25 protein-coding genes are annotated in these 26,055 nt (G+C 63.7%); 11 read left to right on the forward strand and 14 right to left on the reverse strand.

Features of this window, described 5'->3' with window-relative positions; translation table 11 throughout:
• The gene (locus AS9A_RS12805; protein WP_013807457.1) at positions 1 to 1,506 is read right to left on the reverse strand and encodes a CoA-acylating methylmalonate-semialdehyde dehydrogenase; all 1,506 of its coding nucleotides are present in this window, start codon (positions 1,504 to 1,506) and stop codon (positions 1 to 3) included.
• A 163-nt stretch (positions 1,507 to 1,669) separates the two neighbouring features.
• Between AS9A_RS12805 and AS9A_RS12810 the strand changes: the two genes are divergently transcribed.
• A complete protein-coding gene (locus AS9A_RS12810) occupies positions 1,670 to 2,188 on the forward strand; it encodes a MarR family winged helix-turn-helix transcriptional regulator (protein ID WP_013807458.1) in 519 nt (172 codons plus the stop codon).
• A 10-nt stretch (positions 2,189 to 2,198) separates the two neighbouring features.
• On the opposite strand, the gene AS9A_RS12815 is transcribed toward AS9A_RS12810, so the two are convergent.
• The 4 genes from AS9A_RS12815 to AS9A_RS12825 all read right to left on the reverse strand — a co-directional run bounded on the left by AS9A_RS12815 (position 2,199) and on the right by AS9A_RS12825 (position 5,408).
• Positions 2,199 to 3,392, reverse strand: coding sequence for an alpha/beta fold hydrolase (locus AS9A_RS12815; RefSeq protein WP_013807459.1), 1,194 nt, complete (start codon positions 3,390 to 3,392; stop codon positions 2,199 to 2,201).
• Between the two features lie 117 nt (positions 3,393 to 3,509).
• Positions 3,510 to 4,430, reverse strand: coding sequence for an SMP-30/gluconolactonase/LRE family protein (locus AS9A_RS12820; protein ID WP_013807460.1), 921 nt, complete (start codon positions 4,428 to 4,430; stop codon positions 3,510 to 3,512).
• Positions 4,431 to 4,447: 17 nt separating this feature from the next.
• Complete coding sequence (locus AS9A_RS24135; RefSeq protein WP_013807461.1) at positions 4,448 to 4,618, reverse strand: hypothetical protein; 171 nt, start codon at positions 4,616 to 4,618, stop codon at positions 4,448 to 4,450.
• On the reverse strand, positions 4,599 to 5,408 hold the full coding sequence (locus AS9A_RS12825; protein WP_148262459.1) for a tryptophan-rich sensory protein: 810 nt from the start codon (positions 5,406 to 5,408) through the stop codon (positions 4,599 to 4,601). Before AS9A_RS12825 ends, AS9A_RS24135 begins: the two co-directional genes overlap by 20 nt.
• Positions 5,409 to 5,509: 101 nt before the next feature.
• On the opposite strand from AS9A_RS12825, the gene AS9A_RS12830 reads away from it, so the two are divergent.
• The 6 genes from AS9A_RS12830 to AS9A_RS12855 all read left to right on the forward strand — a co-directional run bounded on the left by AS9A_RS12830 (position 5,510) and on the right by AS9A_RS12855 (position 14,011).
• The gene (locus AS9A_RS12830; RefSeq protein WP_041451068.1) at positions 5,510 to 6,949 is read left to right on the forward strand and encodes a 3' terminal RNA ribose 2'-O-methyltransferase Hen1; all 1,440 of its coding nucleotides are present in this window, start codon (positions 5,510 to 5,512) and stop codon (positions 6,947 to 6,949) included.
• Positions 6,946 to 9,483 carry a polynucleotide kinase-phosphatase gene (locus tag AS9A_RS12835; protein ID WP_041451069.1) on the forward strand — a complete coding sequence of 846 codons (2,538 nt, stop codon included), beginning with the start codon at positions 6,946 to 6,948 and terminating at the stop codon, positions 9,481 to 9,483. The genes AS9A_RS12830 and AS9A_RS12835 overlap by 4 nt, the downstream gene beginning before the upstream one ends.
• Before the next feature lie 73 nt (positions 9,484 to 9,556).
• Positions 9,557 to 10,951: a hemolysin family protein gene (locus tag AS9A_RS12840; RefSeq protein WP_013807466.1), complete on the forward strand. Its 1,395-nt coding sequence runs from the start codon at positions 9,557 to 9,559 to the stop codon at positions 10,949 to 10,951.
• On the forward strand, positions 10,951 to 12,009 hold the full coding sequence (locus tag AS9A_RS12845; protein ID WP_013807467.1) for a hemolysin family protein: 1,059 nt from the start codon (positions 10,951 to 10,953) through the stop codon (positions 12,007 to 12,009). Before AS9A_RS12840 ends, AS9A_RS12845 begins: the two co-directional genes overlap by 1 nt.
• A gap of 50 nt (positions 12,010 to 12,059) precedes the next feature.
• A complete protein-coding gene (locus tag AS9A_RS12850; RefSeq protein WP_013807468.1) occupies positions 12,060 to 12,791 on the forward strand; it encodes a PP2C family protein-serine/threonine phosphatase in 732 nt (243 codons plus the stop codon).
• A 215-nt stretch (positions 12,792 to 13,006) separates the two neighbouring features.
• Positions 13,007 to 14,011: a stage II sporulation protein M gene (locus AS9A_RS12855; RefSeq protein WP_013807469.1), complete on the forward strand. Its 1,005-nt coding sequence runs from the start codon at positions 13,007 to 13,009 to the stop codon at positions 14,009 to 14,011.
• A gap of 97 nt (positions 14,012 to 14,108) precedes the next feature.
• On the opposite strand, the gene AS9A_RS12860 is transcribed toward AS9A_RS12855, so the two are convergent.
• The 6 genes from AS9A_RS12860 to AS9A_RS12885 all read right to left on the reverse strand — a co-directional run bounded on the left by AS9A_RS12860 (position 14,109) and on the right by AS9A_RS12885 (position 20,197).
• Positions 14,109 to 15,404 carry a DUF58 domain-containing protein gene (locus AS9A_RS12860; RefSeq protein WP_013807470.1) on the reverse strand — a complete coding sequence of 432 codons (1,296 nt, stop codon included), beginning with the start codon at positions 15,402 to 15,404 and terminating at the stop codon, positions 14,109 to 14,111.
• A gap of 18 nt (positions 15,405 to 15,422) precedes the next feature.
• Positions 15,423 to 16,406, reverse strand: a complete 984-nt coding sequence (locus AS9A_RS12865; protein WP_013807471.1) for an AAA family ATPase — start codon at positions 16,404 to 16,406, stop codon at positions 15,423 to 15,425.
• On the reverse strand, positions 16,403 to 17,566 hold the full coding sequence (locus tag AS9A_RS12870; protein ID WP_041451070.1) for a DUF4350 domain-containing protein: 1,164 nt from the start codon (positions 17,564 to 17,566) through the stop codon (positions 16,403 to 16,405). Before AS9A_RS12870 ends, AS9A_RS12865 begins: the two co-directional genes overlap by 4 nt.
• On the reverse strand, positions 17,563 to 18,216 hold the full coding sequence (locus AS9A_RS12875) for a DUF4129 domain-containing protein (RefSeq protein ID WP_148262461.1): 654 nt from the start codon (positions 18,214 to 18,216) through the stop codon (positions 17,563 to 17,565). The genes AS9A_RS12870 and AS9A_RS12875 overlap by 4 nt, the downstream gene beginning before the upstream one ends.
• Positions 18,217 to 18,225: 9 nt before the next feature.
• Entirely contained in the window at positions 18,226 to 19,263 is a 1,038-nt protein-coding gene (locus AS9A_RS12880) for a glycerophosphoryl diester phosphodiesterase membrane domain-containing protein (RefSeq protein ID WP_013807474.1), read from the reverse strand.
• Between the two features lie 85 nt (positions 19,264 to 19,348).
• Positions 19,349 to 20,197, reverse strand: a complete 849-nt coding sequence (locus AS9A_RS12885) for an RDD family protein (protein WP_158307366.1) — start codon at positions 20,195 to 20,197, stop codon at positions 19,349 to 19,351.
• A 166-nt stretch (positions 20,198 to 20,363) separates the two neighbouring features.
• On the opposite strand from AS9A_RS12885, the gene AS9A_RS24140 reads away from it, so the two are divergent.
• The 3 genes from AS9A_RS24140 (at position 20,364) to AS9A_RS12895 (ending at position 23,094) form a co-directional block, all read left to right on the forward strand.
• Positions 20,364 to 20,528, forward strand: a complete 165-nt coding sequence (locus AS9A_RS24140) for a hypothetical protein (protein WP_013807476.1) — start codon at positions 20,364 to 20,366, stop codon at positions 20,526 to 20,528.
• 57 nt (positions 20,529 to 20,585) lie between these two features.
• The gene (locus tag AS9A_RS12890; protein WP_013807477.1) at positions 20,586 to 22,340 is read left to right on the forward strand and encodes a VanW family protein; all 1,755 of its coding nucleotides are present in this window, start codon (positions 20,586 to 20,588) and stop codon (positions 22,338 to 22,340) included.
• A 211-nt stretch (positions 22,341 to 22,551) separates the two neighbouring features.
• Entirely contained in the window at positions 22,552 to 23,094 is a 543-nt protein-coding gene (locus AS9A_RS12895; protein WP_013807478.1) for an Rv0361 family membrane protein, read from the forward strand.
• Positions 23,095 to 23,098: 4 nt separating this feature from the next.
• On the opposite strand, the gene AS9A_RS12900 is transcribed toward AS9A_RS12895, so the two are convergent.
• Entirely contained in the window at positions 23,099 to 24,451 is a 1,353-nt protein-coding gene (locus AS9A_RS12900; RefSeq protein ID WP_272942020.1) for a DNA polymerase IV, read from the reverse strand.
• Positions 24,452 to 24,473: 22 nt separating this feature from the next.
• Positions 24,474 to 24,866, reverse strand: coding sequence for a DUF2237 family protein (locus AS9A_RS12905; protein WP_041451071.1), 393 nt, complete (start codon positions 24,864 to 24,866; stop codon positions 24,474 to 24,476).
• Positions 24,867 to 25,029: 163 nt separating this feature from the next.
• On the opposite strand from AS9A_RS12905, the gene AS9A_RS12910 reads away from it, so the two are divergent.
• Entirely contained in the window at positions 25,030 to 25,599 is a 570-nt protein-coding gene (locus AS9A_RS12910; protein WP_013807481.1) for a lytic transglycosylase domain-containing protein, read from the forward strand.
• Here AS9A_RS12910 and AS9A_RS12915 read toward each other — a convergent pair.
• Entirely contained in the window at positions 25,596 to 26,054 is a 459-nt protein-coding gene (locus AS9A_RS12915) for an SRPBCC family protein (RefSeq protein ID WP_041451072.1), read from the reverse strand. The two genes, AS9A_RS12910 and AS9A_RS12915, sit on opposite strands and share 4 nt — an antisense overlap.
• Between the last annotated feature and the right edge of the window lies 1 nt (position 26,055).

Here is a 26,055-nt window from a genome sequence, read left to right on the forward strand (position 1 = left end):
TCACTTCATCGTTGGTATGACGAAGTGGCCTTCGTTGTCCTTGATGCCAGATGGCCACCGCTGCGTCACCGTCTTGGTCTTGGTGTAGAAGCGCACCGAGTCGGGACCATGCTGGTTCAGATCACCGAACATCGACCGCTTCCAGCCACCGAACGTGTGGTAGGCGATCGGTACCGGGATGGGGACGTTGACTCCCACCATTCCGGTATTGACGCGAGTGGTGAAGTCACGCGCAGTGTCGCCGTCACGGGTGAAGATCGAGACGCCATTGCCATACTCGTGCTCAGATGGCAGCCGCAATGCGTCTTCGTAGCTGTCTGCTCGCACCACAGTGAGCACGGGACCGAAGATCTCTTCGAGGTAAGCGCGCGAGGTCGTGGGCACGTTGTCGAGAAGTGTCGGGCCAGTGAAGAAACCGGATTCATGCCCATCGAGCCCAAAGCCCCGGCCGTCGACCACGAGTTCGGCACCGTCGTCGATACCGATCTGGATGTAGTCCTTGACGCGTCGCACCGCATCCGCCGACACGAGCGGACCGAAATCGGCTGCACTGTTGTCCGAGGTCCCGACGGTGAGTTTGCCGATGCGATCCTTGAGCTTTTCGATGAGCGCGTCGCCAGTCTCCTTGCCGACTGGCACAGCGACGGAGATCGCCATACAGCGCTCACCCGCAGAACCGTAGCCTGCGCCGACGAGTGCGTCAGCGACCTGATCGAGGTCAGCGTCGGGCATGATGATGGCGTGGTTCTTGGCGCCACCAAAGCACTGCGCGCGCTTCCCGTTCGCGGTGGCGGTTGAGTAGATGTACTGCGCGATAGGCGTCGATCCGACGAAGCCCAAGGCTTCGACCTGGGGGTGGTTGAGCAGCGCATCGACGGCCTGCTTGTCGCCATTGACGACATTGAAGACGCCGGGCGGCAAGCCCGCTTCGAGGAAGAGCTCCGCGAGACGCAGCGGCACGGAGGGGTCACGCTCAGAAGGCTTGAGGATAAACGCATTTCCGCAAGCGATCGCGGGCGCCGCCTTCCACAGCGGGATCATGGCCGGGAAGTTAAACGGCGTAATTCCGGCGACGACACCGAGCGGCTGACGCATCGAGTAGACGTCGATACCAGCGCCCGCACCCGTGGTGTACTCACCCTTCAGCAGATGTGGAATGCCACAGGCAAATTCGACAACCTCGACGCCGCGCTGAATGTCGCCGAGCGCATCTGGGACAGTCTTGCCGTGCTCTGATGACAGCAGCCGCGCAAGGTCTTCCTTTTCGTCGTCGATGAGCTGGAGGAACTTCTGCAGCACACGGGCGCGCCGCTGCGGGTTCCAGGCGGCCCATTCCCGCTGGGCCTGGACGGAATCGGCGACCGCGGCCTCCACTTCGGCAGCGTCAGCGAGCGGCACACGCGCCTGCACTTCGCCGGTGTTGGGGTCGAACACATCACCAAACCGCCCAGACGCTGACGGGGTGTTCTTGCCACCAATGAAGTGCGTGAGTTCACGTATAGCCATGCTAATTGATCACTTTCTCCAGAACCGGAAACCCTTGGATACCCCCCAAGGAAGTACCTGACACTCCTATAGTAGGACGTCCAAGTGTTTGTTGTCACGCAGTACCCGTAAGTAACTTTGCCCATGAGAGACATCCCACACGAGGGCCTGCGAGGATGGTGGAGTGAGCCAACAGCAAGGACTGCCGTTCGATCCAATCGCCGAAGCGCGACGCCATTGGGAGGAGCACGGCTGGGCAGATGCAGCGTCCGGCATGGCCGCGGTGACTTCAGTGATGCGAGCCCACCAACTGATGCTCGCCCGAGTCGAAAGCGTTCTCCGCCCGCACAGCCTCACTTTCTCCCGGTATGAGGTCCTGACACTCCTGACCTTCACCCAGCGCGGCGAACTCCCGATGAGTAAGGCCAGCACGCGGCTCCAAGTACACCCGACGAGCATCACCAACGCCGTCGACCGCCTTGAGGCGGCAGGACTAGTGGAGCGGATCCCTCACCCCGACGACCGGAGAACCACCCTCGTCCGGATCACCGACACTGGTCGCGACGTCGCTGAGCGTGCGACGAAAGATCTCAACGAATACGTTTTCGCTGATCCTGGCATATCCGAAGAGCACATCGCTCAACTCGTCGCCGTGCTCGCAGAGTTCCGCGTCAATGCAGGCGATTTTCACCTCCCCGAGTGATGCCCCGGAACTAGCAGTTCGACGGAGCCGCTTCTCCCCGGAACCGGGCCGCCAGGTACTCGTATGCTTCCTCGAATCCGAGCGCTGCCGGGATGAGGTGCTCAGCGATGTCATGTGTGACGAACTGTAGCTGCACGCCTTGTGCGCAGTACCTCTGCGCGATCTCCTCGATCCCGTCGTATGGCGTGAGGGGATCAAGGCGACCGTGCCACATGTATATCGGCATGTTGGGCACGCCAGCGAAATATCGCAGGCTGTTCTCACGGAGAACCTCGCGTGCCTCGCCGTTTGACATCCAGCCCGGGGAGTTGGTCAGGTCGCGCGCGCTGCGGAACGCGCCGTGAAAGAGAATGAAGCGTCGGCACTCATTGCTGATGAAGTCGCGGAGCCACCGGCCCTGTGGGTTGAGTTCTCGCTCCATCTGAAAGCGATCTGGATACTCGCGTTCGAGACCGATGGCTGCGGCAAAGCCAAGGCCGAAGCCGGGATGCGCGTCCGACCCGATTATGTTCGCCATCTGTTCCAGATCAGCAGGAATGCCGCCCTGGACAACGCCGGCGATCGCAAGTTCAGGGGCGTACTCGGGCGCCATCGCGGCAGCCCATGCGCTGGCCATACCGCCTCCGGAATACCCGGCGAGAGCCACCGGCGCGTCCGCGAGACCCAGCTCTGCCGCCTGCTTGACCGCACGAATACTGTCGAGGGTGATCATTCCTCCAAGCCGAGCGGCTCCATAGGCCCCCTCGGGCCCCAGGTGGTCAGGAACCGACACCGCCCACCCACGAGACAACGGGATCAGTAGCCCCGGCGCTTCTACCTGCTCGAGGTTGAACAACCCACGCGAAGGCGCACATCGCGAGCCGAGCGCGTTCACAATCGCCTGGTAAGAGAGGATCGGCGGTTGCGATACACCGCGCGGCACGAGGACGGTCGTCACACCGAGGATCGGGGCACCGTGTGAGTTCGTCGAACGGAACGCGATCTGCCACCCCTCGGAATCCGCATACGCGCGTGTATCGACCCGCTGCACCCGTACGACGTCACCCGGCGACAGAGCCGCGAGATCGGCAGGTTCACTGTAGAAGGGGTCTGGATCAGGAATCGGATACGCCGGACGCGCGGAAGCCACACCACCCCAGACGATTCCCGCAAGCATGAGCAAACTGGTCACGGCAGCAAGCAAGCCCGAAACACGACGGCACATCGGCCGACCCCCCTTACACCCCACGGAAAGCAACGCGCACCACAATAGGTCATTGATTACTACCCAGTAACAACAGGATCACAAACAGGGGGTTACTGTGTTCTGCGTCACAAAAATTCAGCGTGGCGCTGTCGCTACCCCATACGCCTCCAGTGAGCCGAACCAGAGCCGACCGTCATACTCCCGCACCGACGTGAGCATCGGGAAGTCACGGATAACTCCCTCGTATCGGCGCACGATCTCTCCTGAGTCGTTGAGGGCGACCGCAGCAACGGTGTCCGCGGGACGCGGCATCAGGTATTCCGGTAGCCGCGAGACCAGTTTGCGCGCGATGACCGGAGCCTGATGCACAAAACCGAGCACCCGCTTTTCGGGGTTGGGGAGAGCAATCCAGATCAGGCCGTCCGAACCGGTGGAGCAGTTGTCCGGATAGCCTGGCAGATCGCGGCACACAGTAGTGACAGCTCCCGCATCGGCGCCCGTGAGACTCACCTTCCGCAGCGACCGCGTCGTCGTTTCAGCAACGAACACCGCCGACTCATCGACGCACAGTGCGACACCATTGGCAAACTGTAATCCATCCGCTATGACCTGGGCAGAGCCATCGGGGTCTCGGCGAATCAGACGCCCACTTCCGAGTTTGAGGATCATTTCCCGTCGCCAGCTGGGAACGTCGAAATCTGTGGAGGAATCGCTGAAATAGATCGTGCCGTCACTCGCGACTGCCGCGTTATTGCACGCGCGCACATTCCGACCGTCAACCGACTCCGTCAGCGCGGTGTAGTTGCCTGTGGCAATGTCGACCTTGAGAAGGCCTTTGTCTGACGCGCACACCACGAGTTCGTCTTCCCCGTGGAATTCGATACCCAACGGGCGGCCCGGCAAAGAGGCAATCGTTTCGACGCCACCAGCATGCTCATCGATGCGCACAATACGGCCGTCGAGGAGACCCGTATAGATGCGCTCACGGTCATCGATCAGGATGTCTTCGGGTCCTTGTCCAGGAACGGGAATGACACGAACCTGCGAGAAATCCATGATGATTGCGAGCCTTTCTAGCTGTCCGCGTCCGCAATTTCCTCTTCGGGGCGAGGGGGAACGGTCTCGTCTTGCTCGAGCAGATGCGGTTCATCGAACTCGGGATGCTCACGCAAAAGGTCACGTGCGATCTCCTCGCGGTGGCTCCCGGAGGGGTCTTCTTGGTGCTCAGCGCTGTGATGCGACATCATGCCCTCCTCGCCCGGCTGACCACATTCTAAGCCGAGGGTAGCTGTGCCCCGGAACCACCTTCAGGAAACCGGCGCCCATAACGACGAATGCAGCACAAGCTGCAGCGATAGCGCTGGCCGTGTTTGGCGCCTCCCCTGCCATACGCCCGTAGGCGATCCAGCTGAGCGCCCAGATGAGACCGAAGGCGACGGCGATCCGGCTTCCGGTCAGAAGTATCAGCGCCACGCCTGCTGCTCCCGCTGCGGTGAGCACGATCACCGACCACGCCGTCGCGCCCGCACTAACCCCCATTGAGGACAGCCACACTGCGACGTTCGCAAATACAGTGAGGCAGATCCATCCCAGATAGAGGCCAAAGGTGCCATCAACGAGCACCCGTTCGGTCCGGGTCTCCGGGCACAGCTCCGCGAGCCGAACAGTCAGCGCGACGAGAACGGTGAAAAGCGCAGCAACTACGAGCACGCTCAGCAGCACGTGCCCCATGAGAACGACTGCGAGCCAAGTCGCATTCAGCAGAATCGCCGCAACGGTAAGGGGACGGACATACCTCAGTCGAGCCGAATCCGCTTGTGCTGGCAGCGCCTGCCACACCGCATACCCGAAGATGCCCAGGTAGATCACCGCCCAGATACCGAAAGCGGGAGAATGCGGTGACACCAGAGTGGGGCTCCCGAATACGCCATCGGCAGCAGCGGCCACCGAGGAGTTGCCCACGTGCCCAGCCCCTGCGAGAAAACCAGCGAGCGCAATGACAGCGGCACTCAATACCGCAATACGCATTGCCATCCCTTGCCAAGCCCCATCTGCCAGATCACCGCCACCAGTGATTTCCTATAGCCAGCGTAATTGGACTGCGCGCGAGCGAGGACTGCGGCATACTTCGCGACGTGCTGCTCACGATCACAACAACCCATCATCCAGCGACTGACCTCGGTTTTCTTCTCCACAAGCACCCGGACCGTGCGCAGCAAATTACGGTTTCGCACGGCGTGGCCCACGTTTTCTACCCGGAAGCGACACCAGACCAGTGCACCGCCGCACTGTTCGTGGAGGTGGACCCTGTCGCGCTTGTTCGCGGCCGCTCCCGGAAACAGAGTGGCCCGCTGGCTCAGTACATCAATGACCGGCCCTACGCGGCAGGATCGCAATTGGCTGTGGCGCTGCGTGCTGCCTTCGCCACCGCGCTTCGGGGTCGTTGCGAGTCCCATCCCCACTTGGCGCAGACATCAATTCCCTTGAGCATTCATGTTCCTTCGCTGCCAGTCCATTCCGGCAGCGACGGCTGCAGGGGCGGGGGTGGCGTGGACCTCGTCTCGCGCCTGTTCAGCCCCCTAGGCTGGACAGTGACCGCTACCGCGCAGCCGGTCGACGCTACGATTCCGCACTGGGGCGTCGCACCCTATGCGGACACCCGACTGGAGGGAACCTTCCGCCTCGCGGACGCCCTGAGTCATCTCTACGTTTTGTTGCCTGTCCTGGACGGCGGACACCACTTCTGGGTGACTGAAGCGGAAGTCAGCAAACTTCTCCGTTCAGGTGAAGCTTGGCTCAGCACCCATCCCGAACGTGACCTGATCACCAACGTCTATCTGGCGAGGTCGCGCCCCCTCGTCGAGAGCGTGAACGAGCAACTCGACATGTTTCACCGCATCGCCGACGGACCAGCTGCGATCGAGGCGGACGCGCCAGCCGACATCACTGCAGATCCCCAGCACAATGTTCCGCTCGCGACGCTACGGCGCCGCGCCGTGCTCGAACAACTCCGCCGCGCGGACGCGAAACGCATCCTCGATCTGGGATGCGGCCCCGGTGCGCTCCTCGATGAGCTGCGACATGACAACACGTTCAGTGAAATCGTCGGAACTGACGTATCGGCCTATGCGCTGCGACAAGCGGAGCGGAAACTGCACCTCGACAGGGCTGATGCGGCCCGCTCCACAGTGCGGCTGCGGCAGTCGTCGCTGATGTACACCGACCCGGCCCTTCGCGGCTTCGACGCCGCCGTCCTGATGGAGGTCATTGAACACATCGACCCAGACCGGCTGCCTGCAGCCACCCACAGCGTCTTCGGGGCCGCGCGTCCGCGCACCGTCATCGTCACTACACCGAACGCCGAATACAACGCGCTCTTCCCGGGCCTGGCGGCAGGTGAGTTCCGCCATGCCGACCATCGATTCGAGTGGTCGCGCACCGAATTCCAGCACTGGGCTGAAGCCACCGCCGCAACCTACGACTACTCGACCGAGCTATTGCCGGTAGGGCCCGTGCACCCTGATCGCGGTGCACCGACCCAGATGGCGATTTTCACGGCAGGGGGCGTGACATGAGGCTAGCAATTCCCGACATGTCCCTCGTCGTGATGATTGGCACGTCGGGCGCGGGGAAGACGACCTTCGCGCACCGCCACTTTGCTGCCACGCAGATCTTGTCCAGTGACGCCTTCCGGGGCATGGTCGCCGACGACGCGAACGATCAGTCCGCCACGGCGGCGGCCTTCGACGCGCTGCATTACATTGCCGGACAACGGCTCGCAGCGGGCCGGGTTACCGTGATCGACGCGACGAACGTGCAGCGGCCAGCGCGGGCGCAGCTCGTGCGCCTCGCCCGCGAGCACGACGTTCTGCCGGTCGCCATCGTGCTCGACGTCCCCGAATCAGTGTGCATAGCGCGCAACGAAGAACGTCCGGACCGGCAGTTCGGCGCGCACGTTGTCAGTCGCCAGCACCGGGAACTCCGCCGTTCCCTGAAGAACCTCGACCGTGAGGGCTTCCGGCGCGTTCACCATCTGCGCACCCCCGCGGAAATCAGCGGTGCAGCGTTCGAGGTAGAACCACTCCTCAACGACCTCCGTGCCCATACCGGCCCATTCGATGTCATCGGTGACGTGCACGGCTGCCGGGCGGAACTCGAGGAGCTCCTCGCCGAACTCGGCTGGAAAGTCACGTTCGACAGCGCCGGTCGCGCCATTGATGCGTGCCACCCCGACGGTCGCACCGCCGTCTTCGTCGGCGACCTCGTCGACCGCGGACCGGACACACCCGGGGTGCTGCGCCTCGTGATGGGCATGACGAACAGCGGTGCAGCGCTGTGTGTGAGCGGGAACCACGAGCAGAAGCTCGCCCGCGCGTTGCGGGGGCAGAAGGTTCAGCTCAAACACGGCATCGCAGAATCTCTCGAACAGCTCGCGGCGGAAGGCGACGAATTCACACACACCGCTCGGCTGTTCCTCGATGGCCTCGTCTCCCACTATGTCCTCGACCATGGGCGGCTTGTCGTCGCACATGCGGGCCTCCCCGCGCAGTTCCATGGCCGTGCTTCGGGCAGGGTGCGTGCATTTGCCCTCTATGGGCAAACCACCGGGGAGACTGACGATTACGGCCTCCCAGTCCGGTACCCGTGGGCAACTGACTACCGCGGAGCCGCGACGGTGCTGTACGGTCACACGCCCATCAGTGAACCCGAGTGGATTAACCGCACAATGTGCCTCGACACGGGCTGCGTTTTCGGTGGCCGCCTGACCGCGCTCCGGTACCCCGAACGTGACCTTGTTTCCGTGCCAGCGCACCAGCAATGGCATGCATCACCGCGCCCACTCGCGCCGGCACCGAAAACGGCGGCCGAGCGTGACCGGTATTCGCTCCAGCTCGACGATGTACTCGGCAAACGAGCAATCGAGACGCGGCACCATGGGCGGGTCACGATTCCCGCGGAGAACGCGTCGGCAGCGCTCGAAGTGATGAGCCGTTTCACCATCGATCCGCGGTGGCTCATGTATCTGCCGCCGACGATGGCACCCTGCGCGACGAGCACCCGGGACGATTACCTGGAACACCCAGCGGAGGCATTCGCGGAGTACCGAAAAGCGGGTGTGGACGACGTCGTGTGCCAGGAGAAACACATGGGATCGCGCGCCGTGATCCTCGTGTGCCGCGACGACCACACTGCGGAGCGGCGATTCGGCATCCGTGGCGCCGGCGCGGTATTCACCCGCACCGGGCGTTCGTTCTTCCAGGACGACCGAGAGGACGCGCTCCTTTCGCGCATACGCGCGGGATTCGACGATGCCGGGATCTGGAATGACATCGCGAGTGACTGGTTGCTGCTCGACACCGAGGTTCTTCCGTGGAACGCGAAGGCCGACGGTCTCATCCGCGACCAGTACGGAGCGGTCGGAGCCGCTGGCGCGGCCGTGCTTCCCGCTGCGGTGGACCTTGTGGCGAAAGCGGAAAGCCGTGGCCTCGACGTCGCCGACCTGCGCGCCCGCAGTATGCGCAGGGCAGGCAACCTCGACGCTTATCGGGCGATGTACCGCACATTCTGCTGGCCGACGAGTGGCTTATCCGACATCAAACTCGCGCCCTTTCAACTCCTCGCGGCGGAAGGTGCGGCATTCGCTGGCCGGCCCCACCCCTGGCATACCGCCACTGCCGCGAAGCTGAGCGACGCCGACCCGAGCCTGTTCCTGACGACCCGTGGGATGGCAGTTGACCTCAGCGACCCGGACTCCGAGCACCGCGCCACGTCATGGTGGACCACGCTCACGGAATCCGGTTTCGAGGGGATGGTCGTCAAACCCGCAGCCAACCGGACGCGGCCCAACACGCGGATCCAGCCCGCGATCAAGGTCCGGGGACGCGAGTATCTCCGCCTCGTCTACGGACCGGACTACACACTCGCCGACAACCTCGAGCGGTTGCGCCAGCGCAGCCTCGGCCGTAAAAGGTCACTTGCGCTTCGCGAGTACGCGCTCGGCCTCGAGGCCATCGACCGGCTCGTCGAGGGCGAGCCACTGTGGCGTGTCCATGAGTGTGTTTTCGGTGTTCTCGCGCTCGAAACCGAACCGGTCGACCCCCGCTTGTAACGGTTCTGTGTGGAATAGCCTTTGCTGCGCTAGATTTCAGCTCAGGACCAGGTGCGGATGAGGTGGACGAATCGTGACAGAGGCGTGGCTGCTGCTCGGGCTGGCGCTGGTGCTCATTGCCGCGAACGCGTTGTTCGTGGCCGCTGAGTTTGCTCTGGTGACTGTGGATAGAGCCACCATTTCTGAGGCAGCTGAGGCGGGTGATCGGCGCGCCCGATCCGTGCAGAAGGCGCTGAAAAGGCTCTCCACTCAGCTCTCCGGTGCGCAGCTCGGTATCACGGTCACCAGTCTCATCATCGGGTTCATCGCCGAGCCGTCGATTGCGACTCTCCTGCGCGGGCCGCTGGAATTCGCAGGTCTCCCCGAGGCGTCGAGCCTGGCGGTGGCACTCGGCGCGGGCCTTCTCATAGCGACCGTGACACAGATGATTTTCGGCGAACTCGTCCCGAAGAACTGGGCAATCTCGGAGCCCGTGCGCGTCTCGAGGGCGGTCGCAGGGCCGCAACGGGCCTTCACTGCGGCAAGCAGACCACTGATCGTCGTGCTCAACGGTGCCTCCAACGCGATGGTCCGCGCACTCGGCGTCGAACCGCGCGAAGAGCTCGCTTCGGCCCGGTCCGCGCAGGAATTGGGTGCGATCGCTACCCGCTCCGCGACCGAGGGCCTGCTCGAGAAAGACATCGCGGACCGCCTCACCCAGGCTGCCGAGTTCGGTGAGCAGACTGCAGCGGATGTCATGACGCCGCGCACCCGAGTGACGTTCGTCAACAGTGACACGCCGGTCCGGGACATCTTGAGCCTTGTCGCCTCGACGGGGCACGCCCGCTTCCCGGTCGAAGGAACATCGATCGACGACGTGGTGGGCGTCGTGCACTTCAAATCCGCGCTAGCGGTCCCGGAACAGGAACGGGCCGAGAGAACGGCTGCCGACATCATGAGCCCCGTCCGTGCGATTCCGTCTACCTTGCCACTCGCTGGGGTCCTGCGAGAGCTGCGCAGTGGGTTACAGCTCGCGGTCGTGATCGACGAGTACGGCGGCACCGCCGGCGTAGTCACCCTGGAAGACCTCGTCGAGGAGATTCTTGGCGAAATCGATGACGAGCATGACCGGCCGGCTGGCCGGCCGCGGCTACTCACGAACGGCACGTGGACGCTGCCCGGGCTTATGCGGCCCGACGAGATCGCTGACCTCACCGGCATCGACCTCCCTGAGGGAGAACATTCCGACACTTCTGGCGGGCTCGTGATCGAACATCTCGGGCGGCTGGCCAACCCCGGCGACTCCGTAGTTCTGCCTGCGAAGAATCTCGCTCAACTCGATGCCGATGGCATACCTACAGAAACTCTCGTCTCGCTCACGGTCACCCAGGTCGACGGCCATCGCGTCGCACGCCTTCGGCTCGGCCTCGCCGAGCCATCATCGCGCGCAGACGACGACTCCTCCGATGGGCGAAAGGACGAGAGCTGATGATCAACGTCACTGGAATGATTGTCGGAATCCTTCTGCTTTTCGGCAACGCGTTCTTCGTCGGCGCCGAGTTCGCGCTCGTGTCCACCCGTCGGACAAAGATCGAGCCCCGCGCCGAAGAGGGCAGCGGCGCGGCCCGTATCACTCTACGTGCTCTCGACAATGTGTCCCTCATGATGGCGGGAGCTCAGTTTGGTATCACCCTGTGCTCACTCGGGCTCGGAGCGGTAGCTGAACCGGCTGTTGCATACGCGCTCGAGGTGCCGCTCGAAGCGCTCGGCGTCCCGTCGGTGATGCTCCATCCCATTGCTGTGGCCATCGCGCTGACGATCGTGCTCTCCCTGCATATGACGATCGGCGAAATGGTTCCGAAGAACCTGGCGATCGCGGGCCCCGAGCGGACCGCGCTGGTTCTCGGTCCGATGCTCTACCTCCTGGTGCAGGTTCTGAAACCGCTTTTGCTCCTCGTGAATTGGCTCGCCAACACGGTGCTCCGCATTCTGCGCGTGGAGCCGAAGGACAAAGTGGCCACCGCGTTCACCGCCGATGAGGTCGCCGGGTTCGTGCGGCAGTCCAAGGCTGAGGGTCTGCTCGACGAGGAGGAACACCGTCTCCTCACCGGCGCGCTGACAATGAGCCGCGAGACCCTCCAGTCCATCATGGTGCCGCGTGACCGCGTCGTCAGCCTCGATGACACCGCGACAATTGCGCAGGCGCACGCCGCGTGCATCAGGACGGGTTTTTCGCGTTTCCCCATCGTCGCAGCCGGTGGCGACTTCACCGGATATGTTCACGTGAAGGACCTACTCGGCGAAGCAGTCTCCCCGGACGACGCGATCGCCGGCATGCCGATCCGGACCCTCCCCCGTTTCACGTCGAACACGCTGCTCGATGATGCTCTCGAAGGAATGCAGACGAGGGGATCACATGTCGCTATCGTGACGGACGAGGAGGGACATGCACTCGGCGCCGCGATGCTTGAAGACGTGGTCGAACGCCTCATCGGCGAGATCGCAGACTCCGCTCAGGCAGCCGCCCGCCGCCGCAAACCGCAGTAATTTCCGCAGCCTCCACGATATCCGGGCGTGCTGCGCTTAAGCTCGTAACTGTGGCGTTCACTCTCAGTGTCCACGCGGTTACTGATCGCGGTCTTTTCCGCGCTTCGAACCAAGATGCGATCGTCGTTGATGGCTGGTTCAGCCAGACCCAGACGGGGACCCTGACGTGCATCGCGTTTCCACTCGAAAGGCCGACCCTGGTGGCGGTGGCCGACGGTGTCGGCGGGAATGCCGCCGGTGACGTCGCTAGTCGTATCGCGCTGCTTGAACTCGTCGCGGCGCACAAGGGCTGGACATCGACGAAAGCGATCTCTGACGGGCTCGCCGCGATCAGCACGCAGATCGAATCCATCGCGGAGCGGATCGGCCAGCAAGGCATGGCAACAACTATCGCGGGCCTCGCATTCGGTTCGACGTCGATACTCTCGTTCAACGTCGGGGACAGCCGCGTGTACCGAGTGACCGCTGACGGTGTGGACCAGCTCTCCACCGATGACGTCGTTCCTGACGAGGACGGGCAGCCCACCCACATCATTACCCAGTGCCTCGGAGGTTCCGGCGAAACGCCACAACCGCACCTCGCGGAAATCCCGCTGGCGGCGGGGCGCTATATCGTGTGCAGCGACGGGATTCACGGTGTCCTCACCGCGAGCGATATTGAGGCAGCGTGCCATCACACCGACGGCAAAGACGTCGCTGAGAAGCTCATCGATACTGCGATCGCGCACCGCACACGCGACAACTATTCGCTGCTGGTCGTCGACCTCGCGGAGGCGTACTAAGGCTTTCGCGGCGGCAGCGCCCAATCGGGATGCACCGTAACCGGCCGTAGCACCATGGTGCAGCCGGAGGGCGCGGGCGCTGGCGCCGCGGGGGTTTCGAGTACAACGGCTTAAGCCACCCAGACCACCAGGCCACCGTTGCGTCTCACCCGGCTATCGTGGACCGGTCCCCTCTTCGTTACAGAGTGTGGCATGAACGATTCGGGAAGGTGAGCATGGACGTCGACCTGTTCGTCGAGAAACACCGCGATGAGTGGGACCGCCTGCGTGTCCTCACGCGACGCAGCGGCCGTCTCAGCGGCGCGGAAGCCGACGAACTCATCACGCTCTACCAGCGTGCGGCGACGCACCTGTCGATTGTCCGTTCCGCCGCGCCTGATCCGGTCCTGGTCGACAGGCTGACAATGCTCGTTTCTCAAGCCAGGGCCGCCACCACTGGAACATCGGCCCCCGGGTGGCGCGATGCGGGCATGTTCTTCGCGCAGCGATTCCCCGCAGCGGTGTATAGGGCGCGGCACTGGTGGGTGCCCACAGCTGCCCTGTTTCTGCTGGTGTCGGGTGTGATCGCGGCGTGGGTCGCCAATAGCCCTGCCGTGCAGAGCGCCATCGCGACACCGGACTCGATCGCCGAGCTCACGCGCCCTGGCGGTGACTTCGAAACGTATTACTCATCAGAGCCTGCCGCGTCATTCGCCGCGCAGGTGTGGACCAACAATGCATACATCGCCGCCGCCTCCCTTGTCGTAGGGCTCCTTATCCTGCCGGTCGTGTTCATCCTGTTCGTCAACGCAATGAACGTCGGAGTGGCCGCCGGTCTGATGGCCGATGCTGGCCGGCTCGATGTTTTCTTCGGGTTGATCACCCCACACGGCCTGCTCGAACTTACTGCCGTGTTCGTCGCAGCGGGAGCCGGTATGCGGCTGGGGTGGACGCTGATTGATCCTGGTCCGCGTCCACGAGCCAGGGCGCTCGCTGAGGAAGGACGCACTGTCGCCGGTATGGCTCTCGGTCTCGCCGTGGTGCTGCTCATCTCCGGTGTCATCGAAGCGTTCGTCACACCGAGCGGCATGAGTACCGCCGCGCGCGTGGGAATTGGCGTAGCCGCTGAACTTGTCTTCCTCGTGTACGTGTTCGTATACGGACGTCGTGCGGCGCTGGCGGGAGAGACTGGTGACATCGACGCACGCAGCGCGGGTGACGTGGCACCGGTAGCAGCCTGACATGCAACTTCGGTTTGCCCACCTCTGAGCGACTAGGTGCCCTTCCCGGTCTCAATGTCGCTCAGAGGTGGGCAAACAGCTTCGGTCCGCGGCGCCGCTACAGCTTTCCTGCTGCTTTGAGTGCAATGTATGTGTCAGCGAGCGCTGGTGGCAGATCCTCGGGCGACTCATCGATCACAGTGACGCCAAGTTTCGTCAGTAGTCCAGCAACGCGACGACGGTCAGCGATAGTGCGTTCAGCGGCTGCGGCGGTATAGACATCGTCACTGGACCCGCGTGCACGTGACATCACCTGAACGCTCGGGTCTGCAACGGACGCGAAGATCACGCGGTGCCGCGCTGTCAACGAACGCATTGCGGGCACAAAACCGGCCTCCACCGACGCGGGCTCCATTGGCGACACCACAACCACGAGCGCCCGCTGACGAGCCCGGTGAAGCACTTCGGAAACCATACCGGCCGCGTCGGTCTCCACAAGTTCCGCGCTGAGCGGCGCCATCGCGTTGACCATCGCCGACAGCAGCCCTGCACCGCTCACCCCCGTGACCGATGCGCGCAGACGCCGATCGTACGCAGCAAAATCGACGCGATCACCTGCACGCGACGCCAGGGCAGCGAGGAGAAGCGACGCGTCCATCGCAGCATCGAGCCGGGGCGCGTCACCGACTCGGCCTGCTGAGGTGCGTCCCGTATCGAGGATGATGATGATCCTGCGGTCACGTTCCGGACGCCACGTGCGCACCATAACGTCGGACGCGCGAGCTGTGGCACGCCAGTCGATAGACCGTACGTCGTCACCGATGACGTATTCGCGCAAAGAATCGAACTCGGTGCCTTCGCCGCGAACCAGCACTGCCTGACGACCATCGAGTTCCCGCAGGCGCGCAAGTCGCGACGGCAGATGCTTGCGGCTACTGAACGGTGGCAACGCGCGCACAGTCCACGGGACACGGTGGTGCCCTTGCCTGCCAGCGCACCGGAGCGGACCAATCGCGCGGACCGTGACCTTCACCGCTGAGCGGTCGCCACGTCGTGTAGGAGTGACCACGACCGTGAACGTCGATCGGGCATCAGGTGGAAGTTCCACTTCGAAGCGGTCCGGGACCGCTCCGGCGCTCGGTGGCCACGCGTCGCGCAGAACCCCCCGCATCCGCCTCGAGCCCAGGTTGGTCACCGTAAGCCGGATTGTTGCTGTCCCACCGAGACGTACAGCTGTGTCTCCCATGCGCTCCATCCGCAGATTCCGGACGTTGCCCGCGAGGAGGAAATCGGCACCAACCAGAAGCACAACAAGGCCTGTCACGAGCACCACCCCAGCCGCGCTGGGCATGAACACACCCACCACAAGTGCGCCCGCCGCGGCGAGGAAGCCCGCTCTGCCTGTCAGCACCATCGCAGTCCCCTACCGTCCCTAACGCGGTACAGCGACCGTCGCGAGCACGTGCTCGAGCACTCCGTCAGGCGTTGACCCCTCGAGTTCGGCTTCGGGACGCAGCCCGATGCGGTGACGCAACGCAGGCCTGGCAATCGATTTCACGTCGTCCGGTGTGACGTAGTCCCGGCCCGAAAGCCACGCCCACGCCCTGGTCGCATGCATCAGCGCGGTCGCGCCGCGCGGCGAAACGCCTAGCTGCACCGCAGGCGATTCCCGGGTTGCCCGGCAAATGTCCACGATGTAACTGATGATCTCGTCGCTGATGTTGACCTTCGCTGTCGCGGCGCGGGCTGCCGCTAGATCCTCCGGACCGGCGACGGCACGGACACCGGCGGCCGCGAGGTCACGCGGGTCGAAGCCCGACATGTGGCGACTCACGATGGCGACCTCGTCGTCCCTGCTTGGCAGCGCCATCGTCAATTTCAGCAGAAAACGGTCGAGTTGCGCCTCGGGGAGCGGATACGTGCCCTCATACTCCACGGGGTTCTGCGTCGCGACCACCACGAACGGGTCCGGTAAGGGGCGCGGTGACCCGTCGACGGAGACCTGTCGTTCTTCCATCGCTTCGAGTAACGATGACTGGGTTTTCGGCGGTGTCCGGTTGATCTCGTCCGCGAGCAGAAGGTTGGTGAAAAGCGGACCTTCGCGGAACGAGAACTCCGCGGTGCGGTTGTCATACACCAGCGAGCCCGTGACGTCGCCTGGCATAAGATCGGGTGTGAACTGTATCCGCGCCGTGTCGAGGTGCAGTGCTGCCGCAAGGCTGCGGACCAGCAGTGTTTTCGCGACGCCGGGAACACCTTCGATGAGTACGTGCCCGCGACATAACAGCGCGACGATGAGTCCGCTGACGGCCGCGTCCTGACCGACGATTGCCTTGCCGAGTTCGCGGCGGAGCGCGACTAGCGCCTCTCTTGCTTGTTCGCCGCGCACCTGCAGATCAGCTGCCGCGTCGGTCATGTGGTGTTTCCTTCCTGATGGCGCTTCGTGATGCGCTTTTCCAGATCGTCCAGGTCCTCTGCAAGCTGTACCAGTTCACCGTCGGACTGTGGCGCCGCACCAAACAGTGCTGCGCGCACCGCCCCGGAACCGATTCTTGCGTTCTTGGCGGCAGCGTCGACGAGCGCGTCGCCGTTGCCCTCGGGCGCCGCGCCAGGTACGGCGAGCGCTCGGGCGATCCGTGCCCGCGCCGCGGACCGCAGTGCGTCTGCCGCGTGTGCCCGATCGCTTGTCCGACGATAGAGGCGCGCCCGTCCTTCCGTGGTTTCCGCGGCATGGACAACCACAGGCAGCGGCTCGATAACGACAGGACCGAGACGCCGTGCGCGCCACACGGCGAGGAACACCGCTGCGATCCCGAGTTGCACCGCACCGAACTTCCAGCCGTCCGGAATCAGCGCGAAAAGGCTTTGATCTCCGTCGCTCAGCGCGGCATCGCTCGTGCTGGGCAAGTACCACACGAGGCTTTCTGTGGAGCCGAGCAGCCGCATTGCCAGCGCAGCATTGCCGTGCTCGCCGAGGTTACGGTTCATCAGCGGATCACCCATACCGAGAATCACGGTGTCACCGTCGACGACTACCAGGCTCCCCTCGTAACACACGTCGACGCGACGCTCAGGCTCGTCGGGTTCGAAGAGATAGCCGCCGGTGACGGCCCGCTGCGCCACACCCGCGTCAGCGTTCTCACAAGCCGGTTCGCGCGCGTCCACACGGTCGTACCCCGCGGTGACAACGCCAGCATCGACCGCCGTGAGCACTTCGTCGGAGGGCGCAATGAGAACAATCCTCTGGGCGCTCGCAGCCAGGTCCGCGATGCGCTCAGCGCCGGCTATCGACGGCGCGGAAACGATGACCGTGGCACCGGTGCTGGCCGCGAGCGCGTCATCGAAGCCGTACAGCAGTTCCGAGCGGACGCCCTCGACGGCCAGAATCTGGGCGAGCGCACGAGTGCCGTTCGGCGCGGGCGACTGCGGGTCGAGTGCATCCGCGTCTTCCCCGCCGCGCACCAGCGCGGTCACCACGCCGAGCATGACGACTACGAACGCGATAGCCAGGGGCATGCGTGCCGCGCGCCAGATTCGCCCCGCGTCAGAGCCCACCGCCGTGCTTCCCGTACTCACACCGCACCCTGCTTTTCCGAGTCGATGAGTGGCGCTGACTGTACGAGTGCGTCGGTGCGCACCAAATCGTCGTATACCCCTCGTGCAGCGGACCGGTGGCCGTAGTACACGTCGTCAAACGTGCGCGCCGCGGAGCGCAACGGCTCCGCGCACCCGATTAATTCTTCCCCGGCGCGCACCGCGACCTCCGTAGCTGTCTGCCCAGCCGCATCATCGACGACACCGCGTTCCTCGAGAGCGCGCACGATCGCGCGAAATCGCTCGTGCACCGCCTCGTCAAGATCGCCCACTGCCGCCGCGGCGTCAGCGAGACGCCGATGTTCAGCGGCGGAGCGGCGCGTTTCAGAGAAGATGGCTCGGCGCATCCGTGTACTGCGCGCCACACGTCCCATGCGGAGCCGGATGATGATCGCCGCAGTAATCATGATCGCGAGCAAAATGACGAGACTGCCTGGACCGCCCGGCGCGAGCGCGTTCGCACCATCGAATATCGCGTCGATCGCATCCTGTACGCGGTCAAGGAGCCACATCATCACGCGTTCGAGCAATGTCGGCTGCGCCTCGGTGTACATGCTGCGGGAGAGTTCCGTACGCGCGACCTCTCGCGCCGAGTCACGATCGATCTCGACGGGGACGGATCCGCGCCACACGACGGTCACCTAAGGTGCACCAGGGGGTGCGCCGCCGGACCCGGGTCCCGCACGGCGGGCAAGTTCGATGTCGAGGCCTTCTTTGCGCATGCGCAGATCTGTGTACAGCAGCGCCACCGTCGCGGCTCCGAACGGGTATATGAGCAGGCTGGCAAGAATCGCACCGACCGATCCGATCACCGCAGCCAGCAAGAGAGACTCCGTCACCGCTCCGGCAAAGGTTGCCAGCAGGAAGAACGGGATCTGCAGAATCATCGTGAGAACCAGCACGACGAGTCCGATGACGATAAGGATGCCGAATACCCGCCACCACGAGCCGGTGACCAGCATGTATGACCGTTGCAGTGACCGCATTATCGTGGCACGTTCGAGAACGAGCGCGGGGACGGCCAGGTAGAGCTTCACGCCCAGCCATACCACCACGAACAGCGCCGCCAGCATCGACAGCACGCCTGCCGCGGGGTGGATAAAGAACATCCCGACAACGATGACGACAATCGCGGCGAGCGCCAGCAGGAACAAGACCGCGAGTGCAACCAGCCGCAGCAATGACGGTTTCACCGCCGCCCACACTTCGCTGAACGAGGTGTCCTGCCCAATCACTGCTTTGCCGACTACCGCGGTGAGCACACCGGTCAGCAACAAGCCCGCGAGCCCCGTCAGCAACCCGGCGATAGCCTGCCCACCCATGGCGCTCGCGAACGCGGCATCATCGATGACTTGCGGGTCGGTCGCGAACGGATCAAGGTCCCACGAGAGCATCGGCAGCGTCGCAATCAGCGACACGACCTCGCTGATCGTGACGATTATCGCGGTCAGACCGAGCATCAGCGCCGGATAACGCCTGATGGTCGAGATCGCACCGTCGATGATCTCCGACAATCCGATGGGACGGAGCGGGATGACCCCAGGTCGTGGCGCATCCCACCGGCCAGGTTCGGGACGGCCCCCCGGCTGGCCCGAAGGATACGCTTGCCCGATGGGCGGCGGCGTGTCCCAGTCTCCCTCATCGCCTGGGCGCTGCCACTGGTCCCCCTGATTCGTCATCTTCCCCCCTCGTCATCCTTGTTGATCAAGTGTCGTCAGTCTGCCAGGTTCGCGCTGAGGTCACTCCGACAGTCACTGGTGATACTCACCGCGGCGGCGTGAACGGGTTGTTGTGCGTCACGCCGTCGGGATTCCTTGCGTCCACGGCGGCGGGCGGCTGGGTCATTTGGCGAGGGAAATCTCCGCCACGCGTGGATCTCTCCTCGCGCGCGCGGCGTTCCGCCAGAATCGCATCCAGGTACTGCCAGTCAGGCATGCCGTCGGGCGGTGGCATGCGCACACGCTCAGCGACACGCTCGGCCAGACTCCGTCCGAGTTCGATACGCGCCGCGGGGCTGAACGTCTCGTACCGTGTCAGGTACTGGCGGACGGCGATGAGCAGATCAGCAGGCAGCGCGCTGAAATCCAGCGTCGACGTCCACGCCATGCGCTGCGCACCCGGACTGTTCATCCCGGTCGGCGTGCTGGGCAACCGTTCCCGGATGACGATCGTGCCCGCCAGGTAGTCACCCACGCGCTTACTCTGCTTTGACGTGAGTGAGACGACCACCGCGACGGTTCCGAAGAGGCCGAGGATCCAGAAGTCCAGGAAGAACCCCGTGAGCCCACGGATCAGAGCATGCCTGAACCGGACTGGGCCCCCGTCATCCCTGGTGACGCGCAGACCCATAACGAGCTTGCCGAGAGTCCGTCCCCGCGTCAGCGTTTCGAAAGCGACCGGGTAACCGATCATCACGAGGACGATAATCAGCAGACTGATCGCCGCGTACATCGCATCGTCCAGATTCGGCATCGCGGAGAAAAGCACACCAAGCAGCACCGATAGCGCAATCAGTTGCAGGGCCACATCGATGAGCAGTGCCACGCAGCGGCTCGCGAACTGCGCATGACGAAGCTCCAGTTCGACGGCCTCTCCGGACACCAGGTGCGACACACCTCCCACGTTAGCCACATCTCGCGCGGATCGCGGCGGACCAGAAGCGGCCGAAGCGCGCGGTGACAACGGCTAGGTGGCGGGTTCCCCACCCCTCGGGTGCCTGGTCAGCGCGGTGCCGCCGGGAGATTCTGGCATCACAGCCACTGGCCCGAGGGAGTTGACCTTGTTAGAACAATCACCACAAGAGGTTGCGGACGCACTGCACGCATGGACGGCCATGGTGCACGCGACTCAGCGGGGCACCGCCATCCCATTCGTCACCGACGGTCTCACCACGCCCAGTGTGCTCAGTGCGCTGCTGGCACAGCAGCACAGGACGACTGTGTGATAGGCGGCCGCGCTGTTCGCTACGATCTCGGGGAGAACTTCCCGAGGCGGAGAGCGCGTGACAGACGACGAACCTGATCAGCCAGCACCTGAGCAACCGGCCCCTGACGACTCGGCCGGCTCCCAGGGAAGTGACGGCACCCCGCGGCGCCGCCATACAACCGTGCTGGTCGCCGCGGCGATCTTCGTGCTTGCCGGAGTCGTGTACGGCGTTGATCTCTACGCCGCGCAAGGCAAGGTCGCCCGGGACGTGACGGTGCTTGGCATACATATTGGCGGTCTCGATCCCGCCCGTGCCGAATCACGGCTCGCGAATGAACTCGGAGCCCTCGCGAGTACACGAGTCGCGGTTGAGGCGGGCGACGTCACCACAGAGATCACCCCGATCGATGCGGGTCTCGACTTTGACTGGCAGGCGACGGTGTCGACTGCGCAGGCGCAGAGCCTTAACCCCGTGACCCGCGTACTCACCTGGGTCCGTGAACGCCCCATCCCACCAGAGCAGGCCGTCGACGAGGACACATTCAACGCGACGGTCACGCAACTCACCGAGGACGTCAACCGTGCGCCCCGCGAGGGTGGCATCGAGTTCCGCGGGCCGGAACCGGAGGCGATATATCCGGAGGAAGGGCAGGAACTCAACGTTGTCCAGGCCCGGAAGAGCCTGCTCAGCGGCTGGTATTCCGGTGCGACGCTGACTCTGCCCGTCACGGTCGCACCTGTCAGCGTGACCCGCACAGCGGTCGACGCCGCCATGGACAAAGTCGCGCGGCCCGCGGTTGCCGAGGAGCTTGTCATCGAGGGTGTGGACGGAGCAACCGCGCGGCTGGCGCGCGATCAGGTCGGCGAAGTACTCACTTTCGAGCCTGACGGCCAGGGTGGCCTCGACCATGAATTCGATGAGGAAGCCGCGCGGGAGATCCTCGTACCGCAGCTTGCGGAAACTGAACGCGGTCCACGCGATGCGACGGTCGTCCTCGGGAACCTCGGACCTTACGTCGTCCGTGACGAGGCAGGCCGCGAAATTGATTGGGACGAAACCCTCGATGGCTTCGCAGATCTCATGCTCGAGACTGAGGGGCGCACACGTGACGCAGTGTATGAGGAGATCCCGGCCGAGTTCACGACCGCCGACGCCGACGGTCTTGGCATCAACGAAGTGGTCGCGGAGTTCACGACGGGTGGCTTCACTGCCAATTCTGGGCACAACATTCGCCGGGCCGCGCAGCAAGTCAACGGTGCGGTGGTTAAGCCAGGCGAAACGTTCTCGCTCAACGGGCACACCGGTCCACGTGGTCTTGCTCAGGGGTACATCCGTTCTGGCGTGATCTACGAGGGCCGTCCTGACGAAGCGATTGGCGGCGGAGTGAGCCAGTTTGCGACAACCTTGTACAACGCAGGTTATTTCGCCGGGATGGACGACGTCGAGCACCAGGAACACAGCTACTACATTTCCCGCTATCCAGCCGGTCGCGAGGCCACGGTGTGGGAAGGTGCCATTGACGTCAAGTTCCGCAACCCTCACCCCACTGGGGTTCTCATCCAGTCGTTCGGCGACGACTCTAATGTCACGGTGCGGCTCTGGGGAACGAAGACTGTCGACGTCGAATCCATCAACGGCGGACGCTGGAACCAGACCGAACCGCAGCGCCTCACGCTTCCCGCTGGCCCGGACTGCGCGCCCTCCAGTGGCGCGCCGGGATTCACAACGAGCGATACCCGAGTGATCCGCAATGCCGCGACAGGTGCCGAGATCTCCCGCCATACACGCACGGTCGTCTACGAGCCGCAGCCGATTGTCGTATGCCGCTAGGTGTTTGCCCTGTTCGCCCGCCTTTGAGCGACAACCTCTGTGGAAGCACTCCAGTTGTCGCACCAATTGGGACGACTAGTCAACACCACTAGGCCCGTTACTTGCGCTGAGATCGCGTATCGCTCGTCTAACAACTCGATTACCTCCCTTATGTGAAACAAGCTGCCCGCCATATGCTCCGAGCGTCACGACAGCCAACAGGAAGGGCAGCATGACCATGCGCTCACGTTTCTCCGCCCCCGCACGCAGGATCGGGGCGGGTGTTGCGGCCTCTGCTCTGATCGCTGGATCAATCGGCCTTGCTGGCAGCGGTCTAGCCGGGGCTGACACCACCGAAGAAGACGCCACCGATCAGGAAATCACGGAAGCGCTCAGCAGCTACCTCGACGCCGCCAACTCCTTCGACTACGAGGGCTTCGTCGCTGCCACCTGCGAGCCCGAGGTCGAGTTCATGAACGAACTCATCGGGAAGCTGATGAACGGTGCCGACCTAGAGGCCGTCTGGGACCGCGCGCAGGAGGTACGTGGCGAGGACGCGCCTCAGATCGAGATATTGGATATCACTGACATCGTCGTCGAGGGCGACAACGCGACCGCAACGGTGACCACGCAGTTGGATGAGCGCGAGCCAACCACTGAAACTGTGGAGCTGGTTCTCGACGAGGAAGCGTGGAAGGTCTGCCCTGACCGCTCTGAGATCGACGTTCCCGACGAGGAAGAAACGGTCGACGAAGCGACAACCTCGGACGAGTAACACCTCAAACGTCTGGCCAGTCAAGACTCACCAGCGGATCAGCGTGTGTCAGGTCTTCTGCTGGCATGGGGAAGGTCTTGACTGGTCCAGGCCCCGACGTGCGGGTTTCGAAACGCACCGTGACGACACCGTGGCCGCTGCCCTGCACCCAGCCGTGCCCGAACTTCGGATGATGCACGTCGGCGCCCGGAGGGAACTGGTCGCCCTCGGTGGCCGGTGCGTCAGAGGAGGCATGCGGTGTCTCTGTGACCTGATCCATTTCGTTGGCCGTGGTGCCGATTTCTGGGAACAGGACCTCCTGCTGAGCCGATGACAGCCCTGAATAGCTCACGCCGACCAGCCGGATCGGGCCGATTTCAACTGGGTCCATCGCGAGCTTCTGTGCCGCACCGATCAGTGCGTCACGGCTCGCTGTGGCGAACGGCAGTGTCGCAGAACGCGTCAGGATCGACATATCAGCTTTGCGGAGTTTCACTGTCACCGTCCGCGCACCGCGTCCGTCACTGGCGAGACGCCGGTGTGCGGATTCCCCGACCGTCTGGACCGCTGAGCGAACTTCCGGTTTGGACATGAGGTCTCGCGGAAATGTGGTTTCCGCGCTCACTTGCTTTGCTGCGGCGCCTTCTTTGACGGGCCGATCGTCGATACCTTGAGCAAGGGCCCGAAGCGCCGGCCCCATACTGCCAAGAAGTGCATTCGCTTCCGAAGCGGAAAGCCGGGCCAGATCGCCGATCGTCTCGACCCCCATACTGCGAAGGCGCTGCTCTGCGACTGGCCCGATTCCCCACAGTTTGCGCACCGGCAGCGGCGCCAGCAGCGCTTTCTGATCGTTGCGGCTCACAATGCGCTGTCCGCGCGGTTTCGCGAGGCCTGACGCGATCTTCGCAACCTGTTTACCTGAACCCGCGCCGACGGACGCGTCGAGTCCAGTGACGGCGAAAACGCGAGCGCGCAGCTCGGTGCAGAACTCCTCGACAACGGGGGCGGTCGCGCCCGCCAACTGAGCGGGTTCGCCGAAGGCTTCATCGAGCGACAGCTGTTCGATCACGGGGATCATGTCCCTGACGACCGCGAACACGCGTTTACTCGCAGCACGGTAGACCACGCCTCGGGGCGGCACCACGACTGCGGTGACGCCTATCAGCCTCCGCGCCATGTGCATGGGCATCGCCGAGCGTGCGCCGAACGGACGAGCCTCGTAACTCGCTCCTGCGACCACACCTCGTGACCCCGTACCGCCGACGAGAACGGGACGGCCCCGGAGTGTCGGACGTGTGAGTTGCTCGACAGCGGCGAAGAACGCATCCATGTCCAGATGCAGCACCCAGCGCGCCTGTGGTGGGGGTCCAGTCGTCACACGTGAATTATTGCTGAGGGCGCTACTCCTTGAGTCCGCTCAGGTCGGGCGGCACGTCGACGGCGTGTTCCCGCAGGAGTTCAAGAGGAACTATCTCCAGCGCACGCTCGTTCGTCGAACCGAGCACGACAGGGGCTGCCGCTCCATCTTGGTAGGCCCGCAGCCAGTTTCGCGCCGTCACGCACCATCTGTCACCCGGCTTCAGACCCGGGAATCGGTACGCCGGCATCGGAGTAATCAGGTTGTTCCCAATTGAGCGCTGATGCTCCAGAAAATCACTGGTGACGACAGCACAAATAGTGTGGCTACCTAGGTCTTCATCACCTGACGTACAGCAACCGTCCCGGTAGAAACCGGTGAGAGGGTCCGTGCCGCATTCTTCGAGATCCCCGCCTAGCACGTTGCGATCTGGCATAGCTCACCGTAGCGCTCGCATTAGCAATTCCGCAGCATGAGAGACAAAAACTGCATGTAAACGACATAAACCACAAAAGAATGGCAATACGCTAAGAGTTCGTTAGGAAATACCGTTCCCAGTTGGCGTCGCACGTGTACGTCCTGGCAGCCTCTCGGTTGCTATGAGACAAACTTTCACCTCCGCCCTGAAAGCGGGAACCGCGTGCGCGGGATTGGTGGGGCTCACCTTCGCTGCCGCTCCAGCCACCGCCTCAGCTGCTTCCGTCCCCAACGAATTCGTCACCTGGATCGAACGCGCGAGCAGTGAATGCGCGGCTGTCACCCCGGAACTGCTAGCGGCGCAGATCGCCGCGGAGAGCAGCTTCATCGCCAGCGCAGTCAGTCCCGCGGGCGCGCAGGGCCCGAGCCAATTTATGCCCGAGACCTGGGAGGAATGGGGCGTCGACGCGGACGGGAACGGCTATGCCGACCCCTTCAGCATCGCGGACGCAACTGTCAGCCAAGCCCGCCTCATGTGCCACAACCTGACGGACACGGAAGTGGGGGTGCGGTCAGGCTCCATGAGCGGTGACCCTGTTGATCTTGCACTCGCCGCGTACAACGCGGGGCTTGGCGCCGTCCAGCAGTTCGCTGGGATGCCGTCGGGCGGCGAGTACACCACACAGACGCAGCCGTACGTCGAGAAGATTCGCGATCTCGAGAGTGTATTCCGGATCGTCTTCCACAATTAGCTGCGCTCGGCAGCACGAGCGATGTCGTCGAGATCCTTTTCGAGCATCTTTTTGGTCACCGCGGAACCAAGTGGCGCCATTACTGCGTGAAGAGCCTTTCTTAGACCGTTCTGCGGGGGAGCTTCAGAGCTGAACTCCATCGTGAGTTCAGTGGCTTCGCCCGCCTCGGCGAGAGTGATGACCGTGGTGTAGACAACTCCGGCGCTTGCCGCGCTCACGACCGTCCGGTGGGGCGCGTCAACGTCGGAAACCCACATCTCTTCAGTCGCTTCTTTGCCCATGATCTTGCGGGTTTCGCGCCAGCGCGTTCCTTCCCGGTAGGCTCCGGCGGTCAAGACCTCCACACCCACAACGCCACTGAGAACGTCCGCCGCGTGCTCGAGGTCCGTGATCACCTCCCACACCTGTGGCGCCGCAGCGTGAATGACCCGGCTTACCCGCACAACACTTCCCATG

Source organism: Hoyosella subflava DQS3-9A1 (assembly GCF_000214175.1).
In the GTDB taxonomy this organism is placed as follows: domain Bacteria; phylum Actinomycetota; class Actinomycetes; order Mycobacteriales; family Mycobacteriaceae; genus Hoyosella; species Hoyosella subflava.

Bases quoted from the DNA above. Each gene is read 5' to 3' on its own strand.
- AS9A_RS12805 (WP_013807457.1), bottom strand. From the start codon at position 1,506: ATGGCTATACGTGAACTCACGCACTTCATTGGTGGCAAGAACACCCCG.
- AS9A_RS12815 (WP_013807459.1), bottom strand. From the start codon at position 3,392: ATGTGCCGTCGTGTTTCGGGCTTGCTTGCTGCCGTGACCAGTTTGCTC.
- AS9A_RS12820 (WP_013807460.1), bottom strand. From the start codon at position 4,430: ATGGATTTCTCGCAGGTTCGTGTCATTCCCGTTCCTGGACAAGGACCC.
- AS9A_RS24135 (WP_013807461.1), bottom strand. From the start codon at position 4,618: ATGTCGCATCACAGCGCTGAGCACCAAGAAGACCCCTCCGGGAGCCAC.
- AS9A_RS12825 (WP_148262459.1), bottom strand. From the start codon at position 5,408: ATGGCAATGCGTATTGCGGTATTGAGTGCCGCTGTCATTGCGCTCGCT.
- AS9A_RS12835 (WP_041451069.1), top strand. From the start codon at position 6,946: ATGAGGCTAGCAATTCCCGACATGTCCCTCGTCGTGATGATTGGCACG.
- AS9A_RS12845 (WP_013807467.1), top strand. From the start codon at position 10,951: ATGATCAACGTCACTGGAATGATTGTCGGAATCCTTCTGCTTTTCGGC.
- AS9A_RS12855 (WP_013807469.1), top strand. From the start codon at position 13,007: ATGGACGTCGACCTGTTCGTCGAGAAACACCGCGATGAGTGGGACCGC.
- AS9A_RS12860 (WP_013807470.1), bottom strand. From the start codon at position 15,404: ATGGTGCTGACAGGCAGAGCGGGCTTCCTCGCCGCGGCGGGCGCACTT.
- AS9A_RS12865 (WP_013807471.1), bottom strand. From the start codon at position 16,406: ATGACCGACGCGGCAGCTGATCTGCAGGTGCGCGGCGAACAAGCAAGA.
- AS9A_RS12880 (WP_013807474.1), bottom strand. From the start codon at position 19,263: ATGACGAATCAGGGGGACCAGTGGCAGCGCCCAGGCGATGAGGGAGAC.
- AS9A_RS12895 (WP_013807478.1), top strand. From the start codon at position 22,552: ATGACCATGCGCTCACGTTTCTCCGCCCCCGCACGCAGGATCGGGGCG.
- AS9A_RS12905 (WP_041451071.1), bottom strand. From the start codon at position 24,866: ATGCCAGATCGCAACGTGCTAGGCGGGGATCTCGAAGAATGCGGCACG.
- AS9A_RS12910 (WP_013807481.1), top strand. From the start codon at position 25,030: ATGAGACAAACTTTCACCTCCGCCCTGAAAGCGGGAACCGCGTGCGCG.
- AS9A_RS12915 (WP_041451072.1), bottom strand. From the start codon at position 26,054: ATGGGAAGTGTTGTGCGGGTAAGCCGGGTCATTCACGCTGCGGCGCCA.